This window comes from Streptomyces sp. NPDC059668 (assembly GCF_042734135.1).
In the GTDB taxonomy this organism is placed as follows: Bacteria; Actinomycetota; Actinomycetes; order Streptomycetales; family Streptomycetaceae; genus Streptomyces.
The window spans coordinates 1-15,228 of record NZ_JBHWEL010000059.1 but is presented as its reverse complement, the minus strand read 5'-3'; the positions used below and the strand labels follow the sequence as shown (position 1 = coordinate 15,228).

The 15,228-nt window shown below is 66.6% G+C and carries 17 protein-coding genes; 9 read left to right on the top strand and 8 right to left on the bottom strand.

What is annotated here, in order from left to right; genetic code table 11:
- The first annotated feature begins 35 nt into the window (after positions 1 to 35).
- The 3 genes from ACFV2J_RS31600 (at position 36) to ACFV2J_RS31590 (ending at position 2,450) form a co-directional block, all read left to right on the top strand.
- The gene (locus ACFV2J_RS31600; protein ID WP_385083495.1) at positions 36 to 503 is read left to right on the top strand and encodes an MSMEG_6728 family protein; all 468 of its coding nucleotides are present in this window, start codon (positions 36 to 38) and stop codon (positions 501 to 503) included.
- Between the two features lie 221 nt (positions 504 to 724).
- A complete protein-coding gene (locus ACFV2J_RS31595) occupies positions 725 to 901 on the top strand; it encodes a CsbD family protein (protein ID WP_385083494.1) in 177 nt (58 codons plus the stop codon).
- A 637-nt stretch (positions 902 to 1,538) separates the two neighbouring features.
- Positions 1,539 to 2,450 carry an SDR family oxidoreductase gene (locus ACFV2J_RS31590; protein ID WP_385083493.1) on the top strand — a complete coding sequence of 304 codons (912 nt, stop codon included), beginning with the start codon at positions 1,539 to 1,541 and terminating at the stop codon, positions 2,448 to 2,450.
- 54 nt (positions 2,451 to 2,504) lie between these two features.
- Here ACFV2J_RS31590 and ACFV2J_RS31585 read toward each other — a convergent pair whose 3' ends face one another.
- Positions 2,505 to 2,744 (bottom strand): DUF2945 domain-containing protein, encoded by a 240-nt coding sequence (locus ACFV2J_RS31585; protein WP_385083492.1) that lies wholly within the window; start codon positions 2,742 to 2,744, stop codon positions 2,505 to 2,507.
- Positions 2,745 to 2,993: 249 nt separating this feature from the next.
- Here ACFV2J_RS31585 and ACFV2J_RS31580 point away from each other — a divergent pair, with 249 nt between their 5' ends.
- The 3 genes from ACFV2J_RS31580 to ACFV2J_RS31570 all read left to right on the top strand — a co-directional run bounded on the left by ACFV2J_RS31580 (position 2,994) and on the right by ACFV2J_RS31570 (position 5,693).
- A complete protein-coding gene (locus ACFV2J_RS31580) occupies positions 2,994 to 3,500 on the top strand; it encodes an SRPBCC family protein (protein WP_385083491.1) in 507 nt (168 codons plus the stop codon).
- Between the two features lie 33 nt (positions 3,501 to 3,533).
- On the top strand, positions 3,534 to 5,150 hold the full coding sequence (locus tag ACFV2J_RS31575; RefSeq protein WP_385083490.1) for a phytoene desaturase family protein: 1,617 nt from the start codon (positions 3,534 to 3,536) through the stop codon (positions 5,148 to 5,150).
- A gap of 351 nt (positions 5,151 to 5,501) precedes the next feature.
- Positions 5,502 to 5,693, top strand: coding sequence for a hypothetical protein (locus tag ACFV2J_RS31570; protein WP_385083489.1), 192 nt, complete (start codon positions 5,502 to 5,504; stop codon positions 5,691 to 5,693).
- A gap of 195 nt (positions 5,694 to 5,888) precedes the next feature.
- Here the strand turns inward: ACFV2J_RS31570 and ACFV2J_RS31565 are convergent, their stop codons facing one another.
- Together ACFV2J_RS31565 and ACFV2J_RS31560 are read right to left on the bottom strand one after the other, a co-directional pair.
- A complete protein-coding gene (locus ACFV2J_RS31565; RefSeq protein WP_385083488.1) occupies positions 5,889 to 6,143 on the bottom strand; it encodes a hypothetical protein in 255 nt (84 codons plus the stop codon).
- 158 nt (positions 6,144 to 6,301) lie between these two features.
- Complete coding sequence (locus tag ACFV2J_RS31560; RefSeq protein WP_385083487.1) at positions 6,302 to 6,571, bottom strand: hypothetical protein; 270 nt, start codon at positions 6,569 to 6,571, stop codon at positions 6,302 to 6,304.
- Positions 6,572 to 6,720: 149 nt separating this feature from the next.
- Here ACFV2J_RS31560 and ACFV2J_RS31555 point away from each other — a divergent pair, with 149 nt between their 5' ends.
- Positions 6,721 to 6,957 carry a plasmid mobilization protein gene (locus ACFV2J_RS31555; RefSeq protein WP_385083486.1) on the top strand — a complete coding sequence of 79 codons (237 nt, stop codon included), beginning with the start codon at positions 6,721 to 6,723 and terminating at the stop codon, positions 6,955 to 6,957.
- Positions 6,954 to 7,328, top strand: a complete 375-nt coding sequence (locus tag ACFV2J_RS31550; protein WP_385083485.1) for a fic family toxin-antitoxin system, toxin component — start codon at positions 6,954 to 6,956, stop codon at positions 7,326 to 7,328. Before ACFV2J_RS31555 ends, ACFV2J_RS31550 begins: the two co-directional genes overlap by 4 nt.
- Before the next feature lie 742 nt (positions 7,329 to 8,070).
- On the opposite strand, the gene ACFV2J_RS31545 is transcribed toward ACFV2J_RS31550, so the two are convergent.
- From ACFV2J_RS31545 to ACFV2J_RS31530, 4 genes are all read right to left on the bottom strand, one after another.
- Positions 8,071 to 8,586 carry a hypothetical protein gene (locus tag ACFV2J_RS31545; protein ID WP_385083484.1) on the bottom strand — a complete coding sequence of 172 codons (516 nt, stop codon included), beginning with the start codon at positions 8,584 to 8,586 and terminating at the stop codon, positions 8,071 to 8,073.
- A gap of 173 nt (positions 8,587 to 8,759) precedes the next feature.
- The gene (locus ACFV2J_RS31540) at positions 8,760 to 9,284 is read right to left on the bottom strand and encodes a hypothetical protein (protein ID WP_385083483.1); all 525 of its coding nucleotides are present in this window, start codon (positions 9,282 to 9,284) and stop codon (positions 8,760 to 8,762) included.
- Between the two features lie 803 nt (positions 9,285 to 10,087).
- The gene (locus ACFV2J_RS31535; RefSeq protein WP_385083482.1) at positions 10,088 to 10,975 is read right to left on the bottom strand and encodes an MBL fold metallo-hydrolase; all 888 of its coding nucleotides are present in this window, start codon (positions 10,973 to 10,975) and stop codon (positions 10,088 to 10,090) included.
- 381 nt (positions 10,976 to 11,356) lie between these two features.
- Entirely contained in the window at positions 11,357 to 12,742 is a 1,386-nt protein-coding gene (locus ACFV2J_RS31530; protein WP_385083481.1) for a dihydrolipoyl dehydrogenase family protein, read from the bottom strand.
- A 74-nt stretch (positions 12,743 to 12,816) separates the two neighbouring features.
- Between ACFV2J_RS31530 and ACFV2J_RS31525 the strand changes: the two genes are divergently transcribed.
- A complete protein-coding gene (locus ACFV2J_RS31525; RefSeq protein ID WP_385083480.1) occupies positions 12,817 to 13,734 on the top strand; it encodes a cupin domain-containing protein in 918 nt (305 codons plus the stop codon).
- Between the two features lie 204 nt (positions 13,735 to 13,938).
- On the opposite strand, the gene ACFV2J_RS31520 is transcribed toward ACFV2J_RS31525, so the two are convergent.
- Positions 13,939 to 14,463: an SMI1/KNR4 family protein gene (locus tag ACFV2J_RS31520; protein ID WP_385083479.1), complete on the bottom strand. Its 525-nt coding sequence runs from the start codon at positions 14,461 to 14,463 to the stop codon at positions 13,939 to 13,941.
- Positions 14,464 to 15,228: the final 765 nt, after the last annotated feature.

The window sequence follows — 15,228 nt, the reverse complement described above, 5'->3', positions numbered from 1 at the left end:
TCTGAGGGCGGAGCAGCCGCGGTAGGCATCCCCGTGTGCAGACCCTTCTCCCCTACCCCGACTTCATGCAGTCCGCCGCAGTCCTGGATCAGACGCGGCTGGGGAAGCAGCGAGTCGAAGCCCTGCAGGTACTGAGGGGCCTAACCGTGCCGGGCTACGGACGGCGGGACCATCCTGCGGTACGCATGTGGATCGGCTACGAGGAGGCTCTGGTTCGCTACGGCCTGGACGTCTGCGCTATGTGGACGGCGGAAGAGCGCGCAGACACCTGCGCGGCCACGCTTGCCACCGAGTTCGGCCTGTACCGGCCCGGCGCCCCCGTACGGATGCAGGAACAGCTCGACGAGGAGGGCGAGCTGCCGCCCTGGCTGGGCGAGCCCGCCTTCCACCTCAGCCACCAGTCAGCTCTGGTGCGCAAGGCACCGGAGATCTACACACCGTTCTTCCCCGACGTCCCCGACGATCTTCCCTACGTCTGGCCGACGTCCGACCGGGCCTCGTAGACCCCGATCGGCGCCTCAGCCCGGTCCCCCACCCTTATCTGAACGGCCGTTCCGCCGCGCTGCCGATGGTGCCCGCCCGGAAGGAATGTCGTCGCCAACTAAGATCCTCTTACCCCAGTGTCACCTATATCTTGCGATTTCCGTGAAGCTCCCCACATCAAGGGGTAACCTGGAGTAAGTCCAGGTTTGATCCCTCTCCAACGAGACAGGGCGTGAGAGCTATGGCTGCCAACCAGAAGGCCAAAGCCAAGGGTGAACGAGCCAAAGGCAAGGTCAAGAAGGTGGTCGGAGACGCACTGGGCAACGAGTCCATGGCCGCCAGCGGGCGCACGCAAGAGTCTAAAGGCGACCTGCGCGCGGCCAAGGAGAAGGCCAAGGACGCGATCCGCCCCAAGTAGTCGTGCATAGCGCCCTCGTCCCGGCAGCCGCATCGTAGTCTGCCGGGCAGGTGTCGTCTCGCTCGCTTCCGCTCACGGCAATGATGCAAAGTTTGTCAATGGTGGGCATCAGGTGCCTGCGGGCGCCGTTTCGCGTACCGCGTACTGCTACCGAGCAGGGGGACGACACAGCGAGTGCCTGGCTTTTGAACCTAGGCATTCGGTCACCTCAGGTGCTGAAGGGCGACCGGCACTGTGGTCTGCACATTCTGAGTTGGACACCTCGCCTTCGAGGTCGATCTCGGCAGCCCCTCTCTCCGCGGAAGCCGCCACAAAAACTCTCAGAAGCCGCCACGAATATTTTCTTCGCCGACTTGCTGCGAGGCGTGCCCGATCCGCCCCTATCGTGATCAGAGTGGTCCCCCTGTCGGGGCTCTGGAGGGCCCCGACTCAAAGGACCGGGTCGCGTTCGCAGCGACGCCGCGCTCATCAGTAGCCCTGGCCGTTGGTGGCCTGCCGAATGAGTGGTTGCGCCGGTGGAGGGCCGATCTTTTCGGGCACGCAGTCGTATCACCCAGTGGGAAGTTCACGGCGGGTGGAGGAAGGAAGTGCGTGATCGACTGGCCGGACGGTGTAACGCGGCCAGCAGGAGGAAGCAGTGAGACAGAGTCGGCCGTGCGGGCGGGTGGCAGTGGTTACCGGGGCGGCGCGGGGTGTGGGAGCAGCAACGGCCCGCAATCTCGCACGCCGGGGGATGCGGGTGGCGTTGATCGGACGTGAGCTGGAGTCCCTGCGGCGTGTGGCGCGCAGTCTCCCCACCGACACCTGCTGTTTCGAGGTGGACGTCACCGACGACGCCGCCATGCAGGGTGCGGCGCGCGATTCCGAGGCGCGGCTGGGGCCTGCTTCGGTGGTGGTGGCGAATGCCGGGATCGCTGCTGCGGGCCCGTTCGCTGCCAGCGAGGCAGCACTTTTCAACCGGGTCATCGATGTCAATCTCATCGGCAGCGCAAACACAGCCCGCGTATTCCTGCGCCAGCTGCTGAAGACCCGCGGCTACTTTCTACAGATCGCCTCAACCGCCGCCTTCGGTTCGTCGCCCCTGATGAGCGCCTACTGCGCTTCCAAAGCGGGAGCGGAGTCCTTCGCACAGGCCCTGCGTATCGAACTGCGACCTGCCGGCATCGGTGTAGGCATCGCCTATCTCCACTGGACCGGCACCGACATGATCGGCGCCCGCGACGACCACCCCGTACTGCGCGCCTTGCGTGCCCACCAGCCTGCGCCCATCCGCCGGGTCCACACCCCCGACCAGGTCGCTGCCTGGCTGACCCGCGGAATCGAACGTCGCGCCACCAGCATCTACGCACCGCCCTGGTTGCGTCTGGTGCAGCCTCTGCGCCCTCTGCTCCCCCTGCTCGTCTCCCGCATCGCCCGACGCTCCCTCGCCGCTCTGCCGGCCGCGGAACTGCACAGCAGCACAGGTGTCCTGGGGGCAGGTGGCCGCGCGGACTGGGAGGCCCGTCCGCCGGCACCGCCGGCCCGGCCCGCCACCCCGCCTCAGTGTTGAAACGTCCGCCGGGGCGGAAGACGCTCTCGTGCCGGGGCATGTCGAGCCAGGGGACTACGTGCTCTTCTTCTTCAGCGCGGATGGCTTGTGCACAGCGGTGCGTCCTGACGTGTCACTGCGTACCTCGTACTGCGGCTCGTCCGGCGAGGCGTCCACGGTCCGGCCCGCAGCCTCCGTCCGCCTGGTGATCTTCTTTTCGACGGTGCCCGAGGCCGTGCTGCCGTGGCTGTTCCAGGTGACCTTGTCGCCCTTGGACGGGTCTCGCTTCCTCGAGGGCCCATGATCCTTCGCCATGTTTGCCTCCCATGCTGTGCCCCTCACCTACCACCGTGACGGCGCCCGCACCATTTCGCACCCGCAAGCGTGCCCTGCGGGAGGCAGGACATCTCCACTCCTGGGAACAGTCCGGTGTCCTGTATGTAGGGCGGCCTATGCACGTACGGCTCCCCCCTTCGGCCCGTTGTCCTCGCGCAGGAGTCCGCACCGGGGCCTAGCGTGGAAAACCCAGGGAGCGGCGCGACACTTCAGACGTCGGAGGAAGACATGGCCGTACGCCATCGGCTGATCAGGAAATCTCCCGAGGACGTGTGGGAGGTTCTCTCCGACGTCGAACGGTATGGAGACTGGGTCGTCGGAACCTCACGGGTCGAACCGGGCGAGGGACAGTGGCCCCAGCTGGGGGCTACCCTCCGCTACCACATCAAAATCGGTCCGCTCACCTTGGATAACCAGACCGTCGTACGCCGCAGCGAGCCGGCATCGGTTCTCGAACTCGAAGCGGACAGCGGCTACTTGGGGACAGCAAGGATCGCGATCGAACTACGGCCGTGGGGCGAGCACACTCTGCTGATTTTCGACGAGCACCCGTTGCGCGGGGCGGGCGGCGCTCTCCACAACGGTCTCCTGGACGCAGTGCAACAAGTGCGGCACCGCGTAATGCTGGCCCGTCTTGCCCATCTCTGCGAGGCGACCGGAAGCGCCGCCCCCTCACCGCGCAACCGCGGCCCCGAGGCGGCTGAACGAATGTCGGGGGCCGCAGACAGTCTCTGAAGGCGACGCCAACCACCAAGCCGGGAGCACGTCATGCCTGATGCAGTAGTGATCGGGGCGGGACCCAATGGGCTGGTCGCGGCGAACCTCCTGGCCGACGCCGGCTGGAGCGTGGAGGTCCTGGAAGCCCAGGACAAGCCCGGAGGGGCGGTTCGAGACGACCGCGGCGTCGACCCTGATTTCACCAGCGACCTCTTCAGCTCCTTCTATCCCCTCGCTGCCGCATCTCCGGTCCTGGCCCGCCTGAAGCTGGAGCGCGAGGGGCTGACCTGGAGCCACGCCCCGAAGGTGCTCGCTCATCCCTTCCTGGACGGCCGCTGCGCGATTCTCAGTCGTGACCTGGAGGAAACTGCCGCGAATCTGGAGACGTTCGCCGTCGGCGACGGGGAGGCATGGAAGGAACTGTGCGAGGTCTGGGAAACCGTGCGCAGCAGCATCCTCACCGCACTGTTCACCCCCTTCCCGCCACTTCGTGCGGGTGCGCGGTTGGCGCTGCAACTGCGTGGGGCCGGTGGGCTGCGGCTGGCCAGGACCATGCTTCTGCCGGTGCGGCGTCTGGGCGAGGAGAGGTTTCGCGGCGAAGGCGGTCGGCTTCTGCTCGCGGGCAACGCCCTCCACGCAGACCTCGCACCGGAGGCGTCCGGCAGTGGTGGCTTCGGCTGGCTCATGTCCATGCTCGGCCAGACCTATGGATTTCCCGTTCCCGCCGGAGGCTCCGGGGCGCTCACCTCCGCTCTCGTCCGCCGCCTGGCGCGCCGGGGCGGCATCGTCCGCTGTGGGGAACAGGTCACCGAGGTCGTCATCCGCGGTGGACGGGCCGTCGGCGTCCGCACTCGGGACGGTGATGCGGTCCCTGCCCGCAGAGCGGTCCTGGCCGATGTCTCCGCGCCGGCTCTGTACGGCTCCCTGGTGGGCGAACCGCACCTCCCCGGGCAACTGCTCCGCGACCTGAAGCGCTTCCAGTGGGACTTCTCCACCTTCAAAGTCGACTGGGCACTCAACGGGCCGGTGCCCTGGACCTGCCCTGAAGCCACTCAAGCAGGGACCGTTCACCTCGCCGAGGGTGTGGACGGCCTCACCCGCTTCGCCGCACAGATCGCCATGGGCCTCGTTCCCGACGAACCCTTCGCACTCTTCGGCCAGATGACCACCGCCGACCCCAGGCGCTCACCGCTGGGTACCGAGTCCGCTTGGGCCTACACGCATGTACCACAAAAGGTGCGGGGCGACGCCGGCGACGATGGACTGACCGGAACATGGGACGTCCGAGAGCAGGAGTCGATGGCGCACCGCATCGAGGAACAGGTCGAGCGCTACGCCCCCGGCTTCCGAGACCTCATCAAGGCTCGCCGTATTCTCGCCCCGCCCACCCTGGAGAGCCTGAACGCCAACCTCCATGGGGGTGCCATCAACGGTGGGACCACGGCCTTGCATCAGCAACTGGCACTTCGCCCGCTCCCCGGCACCGGCCGCCCGGAGACCCCCATCCCCGGCCTCTACCTCGCTTCCGCCTCCGCCCACCCGGGCGGAGGCGTCCATGGCGCACCCGGGGCAAATGCTGCCAGAGCTGCCCTACGTTGGCGACGCACTGGTGCCCTGCCGAAATTGCAGAGTCGCTTGGCTCACCGCGACCGCCGGGGACGGCTTTGAACGAACTGCCGCAGTATTGGGACCGGCCCTTCGCCGACAACCGTGGTCTGGCGCAAGTGCCCGCTCCGCGTGCCGGCCAGGTTCACCCCACCAGAGGGCACGTACCTGTGGTCCCAGCGAGTCGGCCCCTGATCCGGCGCTCCCACTCAGCGGTATCCGATGCCTAGACTGTCGGCCCGCTCAGAGCACTGATCAAACGCTCCCGAGCACTCTGACATGGCGGCACGCGGACGGATACAGCCGCAGACCCCCAACCCCTCATCCCTCCGATCCCGAAGATGCGGCAAAGGAGTGTCGAAGCTCAGTCCTTGGACCGACGCCATATGGGGCATTAGCTCTCATGATGGATACATGAGAGCAGCCATTTTCACGACAGGTCCGTTCGTCGGTTCCGCCGCCCTCGGCGCGACCGCTCTCTCCCTGGGCCACCACCGCCACCTCCTCGGCAACGCACTGCGCGCCGTGAAAGTGTTCGCGGGCGCGGTACTCGACGTGGTGATCCTCGGCGAGTACGGCGAGGAAGCGGGCGTGCGACACCGCTAGTTGCCGCGTCGTACGCCTTAGTTACTCGCGAGCCGCTTTCAAACGCATACCTCTTTGAGGCTGCGGGCGTGACGCCCTCGCACGCAGGAAATCTGCGGAATCGTCACGCCCTGAGTTGCCAGACCATTCCTCCATCGAGCGGCGCATTGGCAGAACTGTCCGCGGACACCACTGTATGGATCTCTGGCGCGTAGCTCAGCTGCGGTGATGACCCTGCTCGGGATCGTCGTCGAGAGTGCTCCACCCTGCACCACGCTGTGCCGGGTTAGCCAAATCTCTGCGCGCCTGGGCACCCGCAGACGTGGAGGTGCTCACCCGGCGCTGGGCGGCGCGCCGACTGCCGACGACAAATGCCGCTACCAAGAGTGCGACCAGAACGACGCCGAGCAGCGTCAGCCATAGAGCACCCGTTGAGGAAGAAGCCAACGTGACGTGCATTTCGGCGATCATAGGCACCGCGTACCCCGAACTGACACAAATTACCCGTCCAGCAGACCGCGGACAATCAGATGGCAAACCGACGGTGCGCCTCAAAAGATCTTGCCGATTCCGGCTGCCAGGTGCCCGTGGCGGACCGCAAGGGCCCGACATGGAGGGCTTTGCTCCTTCTAAGAAGAGAGGCCTTCCGGAGGCAGGGCGGCCGTGAGCGCGCCATAGCCGCACGTTGCCGATGGCACTGGGCTCGGCGTGGTGGCGGTCGCCGCGGCCGGGGTGGCGGCGTTGCCGGCGGGAGCCAGCACGGCACCGCTGACCAGGGCGATACCGATGGCGACTGGCGACGACAAGCCGCCTGCGGCGCCGGGGATAGGGAACAGGAAGCGGCCACGATCCACGAGGTCGGCGCCACACCGGTGGCCGGGGGCGTTCATCAGCAGCACGGCGTGACGTGAGGTTCCGCTGGCGCTGCCGTTCCAACCTGGGCGGCAGAAGACGCCCGGGTCTACACCAGTGGACGGCTCGGGCGGCACTGAAACCGTCGTGGCCCAAGACGCTAGTAGCGTCCTGTACAGGTCGCTACAATCGTCGCATGAAGCAGATCAATGTACGCGTGCCCGACGAGATCCACGCCGGAATCGCAGAGCGCGCCGAGGCCGCGGGCCTGTCCGTGCAGGAGTACGCCAAGCAGGTACTCGCCGACGAGTCCAACGACCTGCGACACCGCTTCCTCCACGCAGGCGCGCACTTCGCAGACGCCTTCGGGGACGCTTTCACGGAAGAGTTCGGGAGCCCGGTCGCCAACCGTGGGCCGGCGGCCACCGCGTGATCGTCCGCATCGACCGCGCCTGGCTCCTCGACCTTGCGCACCGGCACATCCCCGGAGACCCGGACGTCTCCGACTTCGGCACACTCGCGGCCGCGGCCGCAAGGCACTCCGACACAGTCATGGACACGCTCGTCTACACCGAGTCTCACCACCGGGCAGGGGCGCTCATGCACCAGCTCATCCGCTGCCCGGCCCTTTACCACTCCAACGAATTGTTCAGCGCGGTCGTCGCCGCCTCCTACCTCTCGGTCAGCGGCGAGATCTTGGACGTCCAACCCAAACAAGCCGCCAGCCTCGCGGCCCGCGTCAGCGCCGACGGCCTGGACGTACGAAGCATCGCCGCCGAGATCAAAACGTGGATCGCCCGCTGAGCCGAAGCAGCACCCTCACGGCCTGACCTCAGCCAGGGCCGTCTTCCGCTGCGGGTGAGCCAGGCCAGGTGAGTCATGGGCCGTGCGCAGCCGTCCAGAGCGGAGTGGGTCGACAGCTACGCACAGCAGGAAGAGCCCCGGGTTGGACAGGGCACCGCTATGGATGGTGGCATACGGGACGGGCAACCGACTCATGACGCGCGGTTCCGACCTCCGTACCAAACCGCGAGCCACTCAACGTCTGTCGCTGCCCGGAGATTTGTCCTTTGTCGGCCGCGGAGAAACTCCGCCACACGAAGATCGCCAAGATCACTGACGAGTGGCGATCTGCGTAGCTGCGTGCGGGAAGTCATTGCACTGGCCTGCCGCCGGCGGGACGAGCGTCTCGATTGTCGGCGGCAGGCCTCGCCGGACTTCGCGCATGAACCGCTGCGCCCACTCGTAGCTTCCGTTGAAGCCAGAACCCCGGGCCGGGAACGCCGAAGGACCCTGGTACCCAACCCAACGGAGGTATCGAGGTGCGCAAGGCGGGAGAGTGGTCTGTGACCGCTTGATCCTTGAAGAGGCCGTGCAGGCGGAGGACGCGACTGCGGGAGCTCGTCGGCCGCTTCCGCGTAGAGACTCGCTGGTCATACGGCGGATCCATGGCGCAGCAGCGTCCGCTGCTCTTTGCGTTCCAGGGCGGCGGGGAAGGTGCAGGAGATGCCGGAAGTCAGCGATGGTCCGGCAGGGCAGAGCAAACTCACCCAGGTACTGCGATCCGCGGCGAAGAGTAGAGGAACTGGCCCTTTTCCAGGGGCTGTTCCTCGACCCTTCCACGCCACAGGAGCACACCGCGGTGCCGCTCCCAGAAGTATATGTACACGCCCTTGACGATCCGCTCCGGTACAAGGAAGAGCGCCCAGGTCATACCCCAGGGACCCCAGATCAGCCCGAAAACCAGCGTCGGCACAGCAACGACGACAACGAAGGGCCCGTCGAAGCTTCTGCGCAGGGACTCCTGCGAGGTGGGGATCGCCTCGGGATCGGCCAGGGGGACCGCGTTCTCGAAGTCGCGCTTCTCACCGCCCAGCCAGCCCGACCGGGTCAAAACTGCCAGCAGGCCGAACAGTGCGCTGGCTCCGATGACGCACATAGCGGGAAGTGCATAGTTGTCCTGCGGCAGCCCGTGCACGACGAGGACCACAGGCGCAATGACAGTCATGGCAACCGCCACTTCGACGACCGTCGCCAATTGAAGATGAACGTAGCGCACCACGATATTCCCCCCTCTGCCCGCGCCCGTCCGCGCGGAACCCGCTATGCACACCGTGCGTCCCCGGACAAACCGGCCGCCCGCCTCGCCCCTGTACCGGCATGTGCCTTTGGCCGTCCGTTCGGACGCCATTGAGTGCAGGAGATGCGGGAAGTCAGTGGTGGTTCGGCAGGTCCTCACCCAGGCGCCAGGACGCGAGGCGAGGAATAGAGGAACTGGCCTTTGCCCAGGGGCTGTTCCTCGACTCTTCCACGCCACAGGAGCACACCGTGACGCCGCTCCCAGAAGAACGCGTACACGCCCTTGACGATCCGCTCCGGTACCAAGATGACCGCCCAACCGACGGCCCACGGGTCGTAGAACAGGCCGATAACCAGTGAGAACAGCGCGACGTTGGCGACGAAGATTCCGTCGAAGCTGCGGCGCATCGACTCACACGTACCGGGGAGTACCGCCTCGGGGTCGGTCAGGGGGACCACGCTCTCAAAATCGCGCCTGCCGCCGCCCAGCCAGCCCGACCGGGTCGAAACCGCCAGCAGAGCAAAGAGGCTCCAGAGCACAAATGCGCCCGCAGGAAGGCGCCACTCGCCGCCGTCGGCTTTCGGCAGGCCACGCACGCCGAAGACCACTGGCGCGGCGACCACCATGGCAAGCCCCGCCTCAACAACCGCCGCCAACTGAAAGTGAACATAGCGCACCACGGCATTCCCCCCTACGCGCGCATCTGCCCGGGACGGGCGCGGAACTCACTACTTACACCGTGCGTCCCCCGGAACAAACCGCCCCGTCCCGCTCAGCCTCATACCGACACGCGTCGTTACCCGCCCGTTCGCACAGCATTGGCGGAACCGTCACTTCAGCAACCAAAGGCCCCAAGGGCCTGTCATCGCGACGAGCAGGGCGTTCTGCCCGGCACACGGCACAGCCGAAACGCCGGCCCGCGCCGGACCGTCACCGATCCCAAAGCAGCTGCGGTGTGTATGTCTACCGGAGAGCACCGATACAGAGGTGCCGGATGCCAGCCCTGCCTCACCCGGCCATGACCATCACCGAGGACCTCTGGAGGAGGACCGCAAATGGGGGTTGGCTCTTCTGGCCTTCGCCAGGATGATCACTCCACACCGCACCGTTCAGGGGGGCACGTTCGCACCACCACCATCACCACGGTCCCACTGCGGCCGTACTGCTGCTCGCGCTCACCGGCTGCTCCTCGTCCGACGAGGACGAGGCTCCTGCTGACCCCACCGCGAGCACCATCGCCGTAGGGCCGACCACTGCGTCGACAAAAGGCGAAGGCGCACAGCACCACCTCGAGTCCGCCCTCCTTGAGTGGTGCCGCGCGGGCAGCCCCGGCCGGTGGATCGTCGGAAATGGCGGTGCCGGCAACGTCGCATCTCGCGCGTTGTCTGTCAGAGGCTCTGTCCGCCAGAAAGGTCGATGATCGCGCTAGTTGTCCACTGGAAGGCATCAGAAAGGACGGTGGAACAGCGCTGTCCGCACGCCTTCATTGCGCGTTCAGCACGGCGGGGATGTTGACCTGGAAGTGGATGAATTGGTACATGCTGTAGTCGCTGTATTCCTTCATCGCGAGCGCTTCGCGGACCTGTGCGTCCGAGAGCCCCTTGTCCCGGGCGTCCCGTGCCAGGCTGGTCAGCTTCTCGAGGTAGGTGATCGAGTGCACGATGTCTGCACGGCGCATGGTCCGGCCGTGGCCCGGCACGATCAGCGTGTCGTCGTCGAGGGTCTTGTACAGGCGCCGGTAGGTGACGAGTGCCTCGTCGGATCGCCCCTCCAACAGCCACGGGAACGCTGGGGGCGGCGCCTGCAGCATGTTCCCGACGAAGATGATGTTGTCTTCGCGCACGCGGACGACCAGGTCGCCGTCGGTCTGGGCGTAGCCGATGTGTTCGATGTCCACATGCTTGCCCCCCAGATCCAGGGAGCACGACCCGGAAACCGTCACGTCTGCTGAGCGGGCAACCGTTTCTTCGATGCCGGCGTCCGCGCCGAGCAATTCGATCATAAAGGCGCGGTCCTGCTCGAAGCGTTCGTCGATCTCACGTTTGGTCGCCTCGTGATGAATGATCACCGTCTGCGAGGGGAAAGCGAAATTTCCGAAGCAGTGATCGCCGTGGAAGCTGGTGTTGACCAGGAATCGAATGGGCAGCGTGGTCACTTTGCGGACCTCGCCGATGACCTGGGACGCCAAACGGCCGTTGCTCAGTGATTCGACCGCCAGCACTCCCGAATCGCCCACAATGAAGCCGGCGTTGGTCGCCGTGTGGTCGGTGTCGTCGACGTCTGTCGCCATGACTGCGTATACGCCGTCGGCGAGTTCGCGTGCGCGCATCTGGACATCGGCGAGTTCGAAGGGTTTGTTCTTCTGCTGCATGGTTCTTTTCTCTTCTGCAAGGGTGACAGCTGGCGGGCCTCGTTCAGTTCGCGGCTCGAGGCGTACCTTCGTGGGCGCGGGGGCTGAGCCGACGGCCGGGACACTCGGTGCGTGAGTCGCTCCCTGCTTGAGAGCGAGGGCGATGGCTTCCCCCCTCGCTCTGGGCTCTCACTCATCGACTTGGGCTTTTTCTCGGCGTGTGCCCGGTTCCGTAGTTCCTTGGGCCTGTCCTATTTGTCTCATGCTTGGGCGGTGGTTGCATGCATCCTGCTACGACACGGGCTTGCGTCGAAGCCACGTGAAGGGCGTCGCGGCATGCGACCTGGGCTGGTTGCCGGTCGCGCCGGAGTACATCTCTGTCGTGTGCGCTGTTGGGCTGCGTCAGGAGGCGACCTTGTCGAAGACTTCGTTGAGGGCTTCGGTCGAGCTCGGGTGGGTGTAGATCGAGTCGCGGAGCTGCGTCGCGGTGATGTTGTGCCGCATGGCCAGCGCGACGGTGTTGATGATCTCCTGCGCGTCGATGCTGAGCAGGGCGGCTCCGAGGATCAGGTCGGTGTCCGAGTCGACGACGAACTTCATGACGCCGCGGGTCTCCTCGACGGTGTAGGCGCGGGGCATGGCGACGATGTTCGCGACCTTCTCCCGTGAGACCTTGATGTTGAGTCCCCGCGCCCGCGCCTGGGTCTCGGTCAGTCCTACGGTGGCGAGCGGGGGTGTGATGAACAAGGTGTGGGGCACGGCCCTGCGGTCGGTCGTGGTGCGCTTGCCCTCGCCCAGGAGCTGGTCCAGGGCGATGCGGGCGTCGTCCAGGGAGATGTAGGTGAACTGCTCGCCGCCGTTGACGTCGCCGAGTGCGTAGATATGCGGTTGGCTGCTGCGCAGGTGCTCGTCCACGTCTATCGCGCCGTTCGGTGCGGTCCGGACGCCGGCGGCGTCGAGCCGGAGCCGGTCCGTGACGGGTCGGCGCCCGGTGGCGGGCAGCAGCGCGGAGGCTTCGAGAGTGTGTGTCCGCCCGTCCTTCTCGTACACGACCTTTGAGACGGCGCCATGGTCGCGGACCTCGGTGACCTTTGCGCCGGTGATGATGCGGATGCCATCGCCGGTGAGGATCTCTTCGACGGTCTGGGCGATGTCCTCATCCTCTCGCGGCAGGAGTCGGTCGGCTGCTTCGAGGACCGTGACTTCGGTGCCGAAGTGCCGGTAGATGCCGGCGAACTCCAGGCCGAGGTATCCGCCTCCCAGGACGACGAGTCGCTCGGGGAGGTTCTGTGTGCGGGTGAGTTCCGTGCTGGAGACGAGGTGGGGGCTGCTCGCGAGGCCGGGAATCGGGGGGATTACGGGCTCGGAGCCGGTGTTGATGAGGATCGTGGGGGCGGTGACGGTGATGAGGTCCGGTGCCTCGCCGACGGCGACGGTGTGCGGGTCGATGAACCGGGCTGTGCCGGTGATGACCGTCGCGGTGTCTCTGCTGTTCAGCGCGTCGAAGTTGCCGGCGCGGAAGGCGCTGGTCAGCGTGCGGACGCCGGCGATCGAATGGGCGAAGAACTCCTGCGCGTCGTCCTTGAGGCGTTTGGTGTTCGCGTAGTGGACGAGCATTTTGGTCGGTACGCAGCCCACGTTCGGGCAGGTCCCGCCGTACATGTTCTCGGACTGCTCGATCAGGACCACTCGGCGGCCGGCGTCGGCGAGTACGCGCGCTGCGGTCTTGCCGCCCTTGCCGAAGCCGATGACCAGAATATCCGCGGTGAGTGCTGTGGTGATCTCCATGTCTTGAGTCTGCGGCCGCCGTCGCTGGCACGAATAGACTTGATCGTCTCGCTTTCCTGCCTGAAAGTTTCATCATGGACTCAGTCAGCCGGTTGCTACGCATGGCCCGCCTCGAGGCCGGTCTCGACAAACGCTGCCTGCTCGGAGCCAGTACCAGGATGGACGTGCCGGCATACGACGAGCTGCAGGCACCCTTCCATGTACTGCTGGAAGGCGAATGTCGGCTGCAGGTGGGCACGGTCCTGCTCGATCTGCACCCCGGAGACGTGGTGATCATCCCGAGCGGTGCTCCGCACCGGGTCATCACTGGGGGCGGGGCCGCCTTGACGGGGACGGCGGAGAGCGTCGGCGAGGTGTTCGTGACCACGCGCAGCGAGAACGGCAGAAGGCCCGTCATCGACTTGTTCTGCGGGCACTACACGTTCGACGCGGGTGCGGGCTCGCTGTTGTTGGCAAGCCTGCCCGACCCGGTGCATGTCTCCTTCGGACAGTCGTCCGAGAGCGATGAGGTGCTGCGCATGCTCAGCGCCCTGATGCGCGGTGAGGCGCGGCGCGAAGGCGAGGGCACCGCGGCGATCCTCTCCGCTCTGTGCACGGTGCTGTTGGCGATGGTGCTGCGCACCTCGCGGGGCGACACGACGCGGACCGCCCTGTGGACCGCGGCGGCCGACGGCCGCATCGCGTCGGCCGTCGAGGGCATGCTGAACGATCCGGCCGCCGACTGGACAATCGAACGGCTCAGCAACGCGGCTGCCATGTCCCGGGCCACCTTCCTGCGCCACTTCACCCGGGAAACGGGGACGACCGTCGGCGCCTTCCTCACCCGGGCTCGGCTGATGGCGGCGGCGGAACTGCTCACCACCACCGACGCCACTGTGACAGCCGTAGCCGGTCAGGTCGGCTACTCCTCCGAGTCCGCGTTCTCGCGGGCCTTCAGGACGTATCTCGGCACGACCCCCGCCCGTTTTCGGCGCGGGAGATCGCCAAGGTGATCAGCCTGCTCTCGCCCGACGGAACTGCCCTCGATGCGTCTTTGCGGCCGAACTGACCTACTGCAGCACGATCCTGCTGCAGTACCAGTACCAGGGCGACGGCGGCTAATCGCCGCCGCGGTCCCCGCCATGGAGAGGCAGCGCTGGAGACGCCCCGTGAGGTGACGCTTCCGCTCGGAGCTCGAAACACCGGCCACTCGATCCTCAGTGCTCGCAAGACTCCCTTATCAACTGGCTGTGCAGCGGGCTGGGACCGCCCAGTCGACCCGCAATGCCCTCGGCGAAGTACTCCCGCACGGAGGGGATGGTGGTGGGACAGAGCTTGCGGCAGCACTCGTTCCCATCCCATACCCAGATGCGGCCGTCGGGCGTGCGGAAGTCGACAAGAGTCCACATCGTGCAGCCGCGGTCCATGATCGGAACGATGCCTTGCGGGGCGGTCTCATCATCCAGGTCTTGGGTGGGAGTCGTGAAACCGCGGTAGAGCTCGAGGATGTCCTCGGCGTCACAGAAGTAGTGGTCAGGAAGCGGGCTCAACGAGGCGCACGCCCAGCCGCCGATGCCGAAGCCGCCGTTGGAGACTTCGGCATAGAGCCTGCGGAGGAAACGGGGCATCGAGTGACCGACCTCCGCCTCAACGGCTGCAACCACGGTGGGGGCAGCGACCGGTGCCAGATTGTCGGCGGGAGTCTGCTTCCTGACTGCCGCGATCAGTTCGTCGTCGGTCATGTCGTCTCCCTCGGTTTATCAACGCATGGGACAGCATGAGGCATGGGTACGACAGCAGAACAGCAACAGCGCAGCAGCAAGGAGAGCGACGGGTGCTCACCCGGCCGGGCCGGAGTGTCCGCGCGGCTTCGCGGGGTCGCTGGGGTGCTTCCGCCGGATCAGGTCTGCGTCAGGCGGGCGGGGTCCGTGCGCGGCCTGCGCTCGGGCGGGGAGGCCGCGCGCGGCGTCGGGTGCCTGGGTGCCGTGCGCAGCCCTCCAGAGCGGATGACGACGGGCCGGGCACGGCCCGGGTGTCCCGGCCAAATGGCAGCACGCGGCGTGAGCCGTCGATGTGCTCGGCGCGGCCGGACGCCCATTGCGCGCGGGCTTTTACTGCTTGTCCGGTCGGCAGTCTCAGCCGAGCTGGGGGCTTCGCGCGGATGCCGTGCGCGGCCCGACGAGGAGAGACCGCGCACGGCGAGGGGCGCCATGCGCTGCCGGGCGAGGCACCCGCCAGCATCGTCACATCGGTGAGGTGACCCTGCCGCGCCGAACAAGGCATCTGTGTGACGTCCCAGAGGAAATTCTGGACTGGTATGCCCGGTTCTGGCGTTGGCTGGGGAGTGAGGCCCCGGTCAGGCGACCGCGTGGTCCTTCGGCGGCTTCTACAGTGTCCCGGTGGAAGGGGTAAGGCGAGGGTCGGTGGACCAGAAGGGTCGGCTCAAGAACGTGGTGCGGATCGAGCGGCCGGCGGGCCTGAAGCCCGTCCGCCAGCGTCAGGCTGCC

Coding starts and splice junctions, on each gene's coding strand:
- ACFV2J_RS31555 (WP_385083486.1), top strand. CDS start 6,721: ATGAAGCAGATCAATGTACGCGTGCCCGACGAGATCCACGCCGGAATC.
- ACFV2J_RS31595 (WP_385083494.1), top strand. CDS start 725: ATGGCTGCCAACCAGAAGGCCAAAGCCAAGGGTGAACGAGCCAAAGGC.
- ACFV2J_RS31585 (WP_385083492.1), bottom strand. CDS start 2,744: ATGGCGAAGGATCATGGGCCCTCGAGGAAGCGAGACCCGTCCAAGGGC.
- ACFV2J_RS31530 (WP_385083481.1), bottom strand. CDS start 12,742: ATGGAGATCACCACAGCACTCACCGCGGATATTCTGGTCATCGGCTTC.
- ACFV2J_RS31565 (WP_385083488.1), bottom strand. CDS start 6,143: ATGATCGCCGAAATGCACGTCACGTTGGCTTCTTCCTCAACGGGTGCT.
- ACFV2J_RS31575 (WP_385083490.1), top strand. CDS start 3,534: ATGCCTGATGCAGTAGTGATCGGGGCGGGACCCAATGGGCTGGTCGCG.
- ACFV2J_RS31520 (WP_385083479.1), bottom strand. CDS start 14,463: ATGACCGACGACGAACTGATCGCGGCAGTCAGGAAGCAGACTCCCGCC.
- ACFV2J_RS31570 (WP_385083489.1), top strand. CDS start 5,502: ATGAGAGCAGCCATTTTCACGACAGGTCCGTTCGTCGGTTCCGCCGCC.
- ACFV2J_RS31580 (WP_385083491.1), top strand. CDS start 2,994: ATGGCCGTACGCCATCGGCTGATCAGGAAATCTCCCGAGGACGTGTGG.
- ACFV2J_RS31525 (WP_385083480.1), top strand. CDS start 12,817: ATGGACTCAGTCAGCCGGTTGCTACGCATGGCCCGCCTCGAGGCCGGT.
- ACFV2J_RS31535 (WP_385083482.1), bottom strand. CDS start 10,975: ATGCAGCAGAAGAACAAACCCTTCGAACTCGCCGATGTCCAGATGCGC.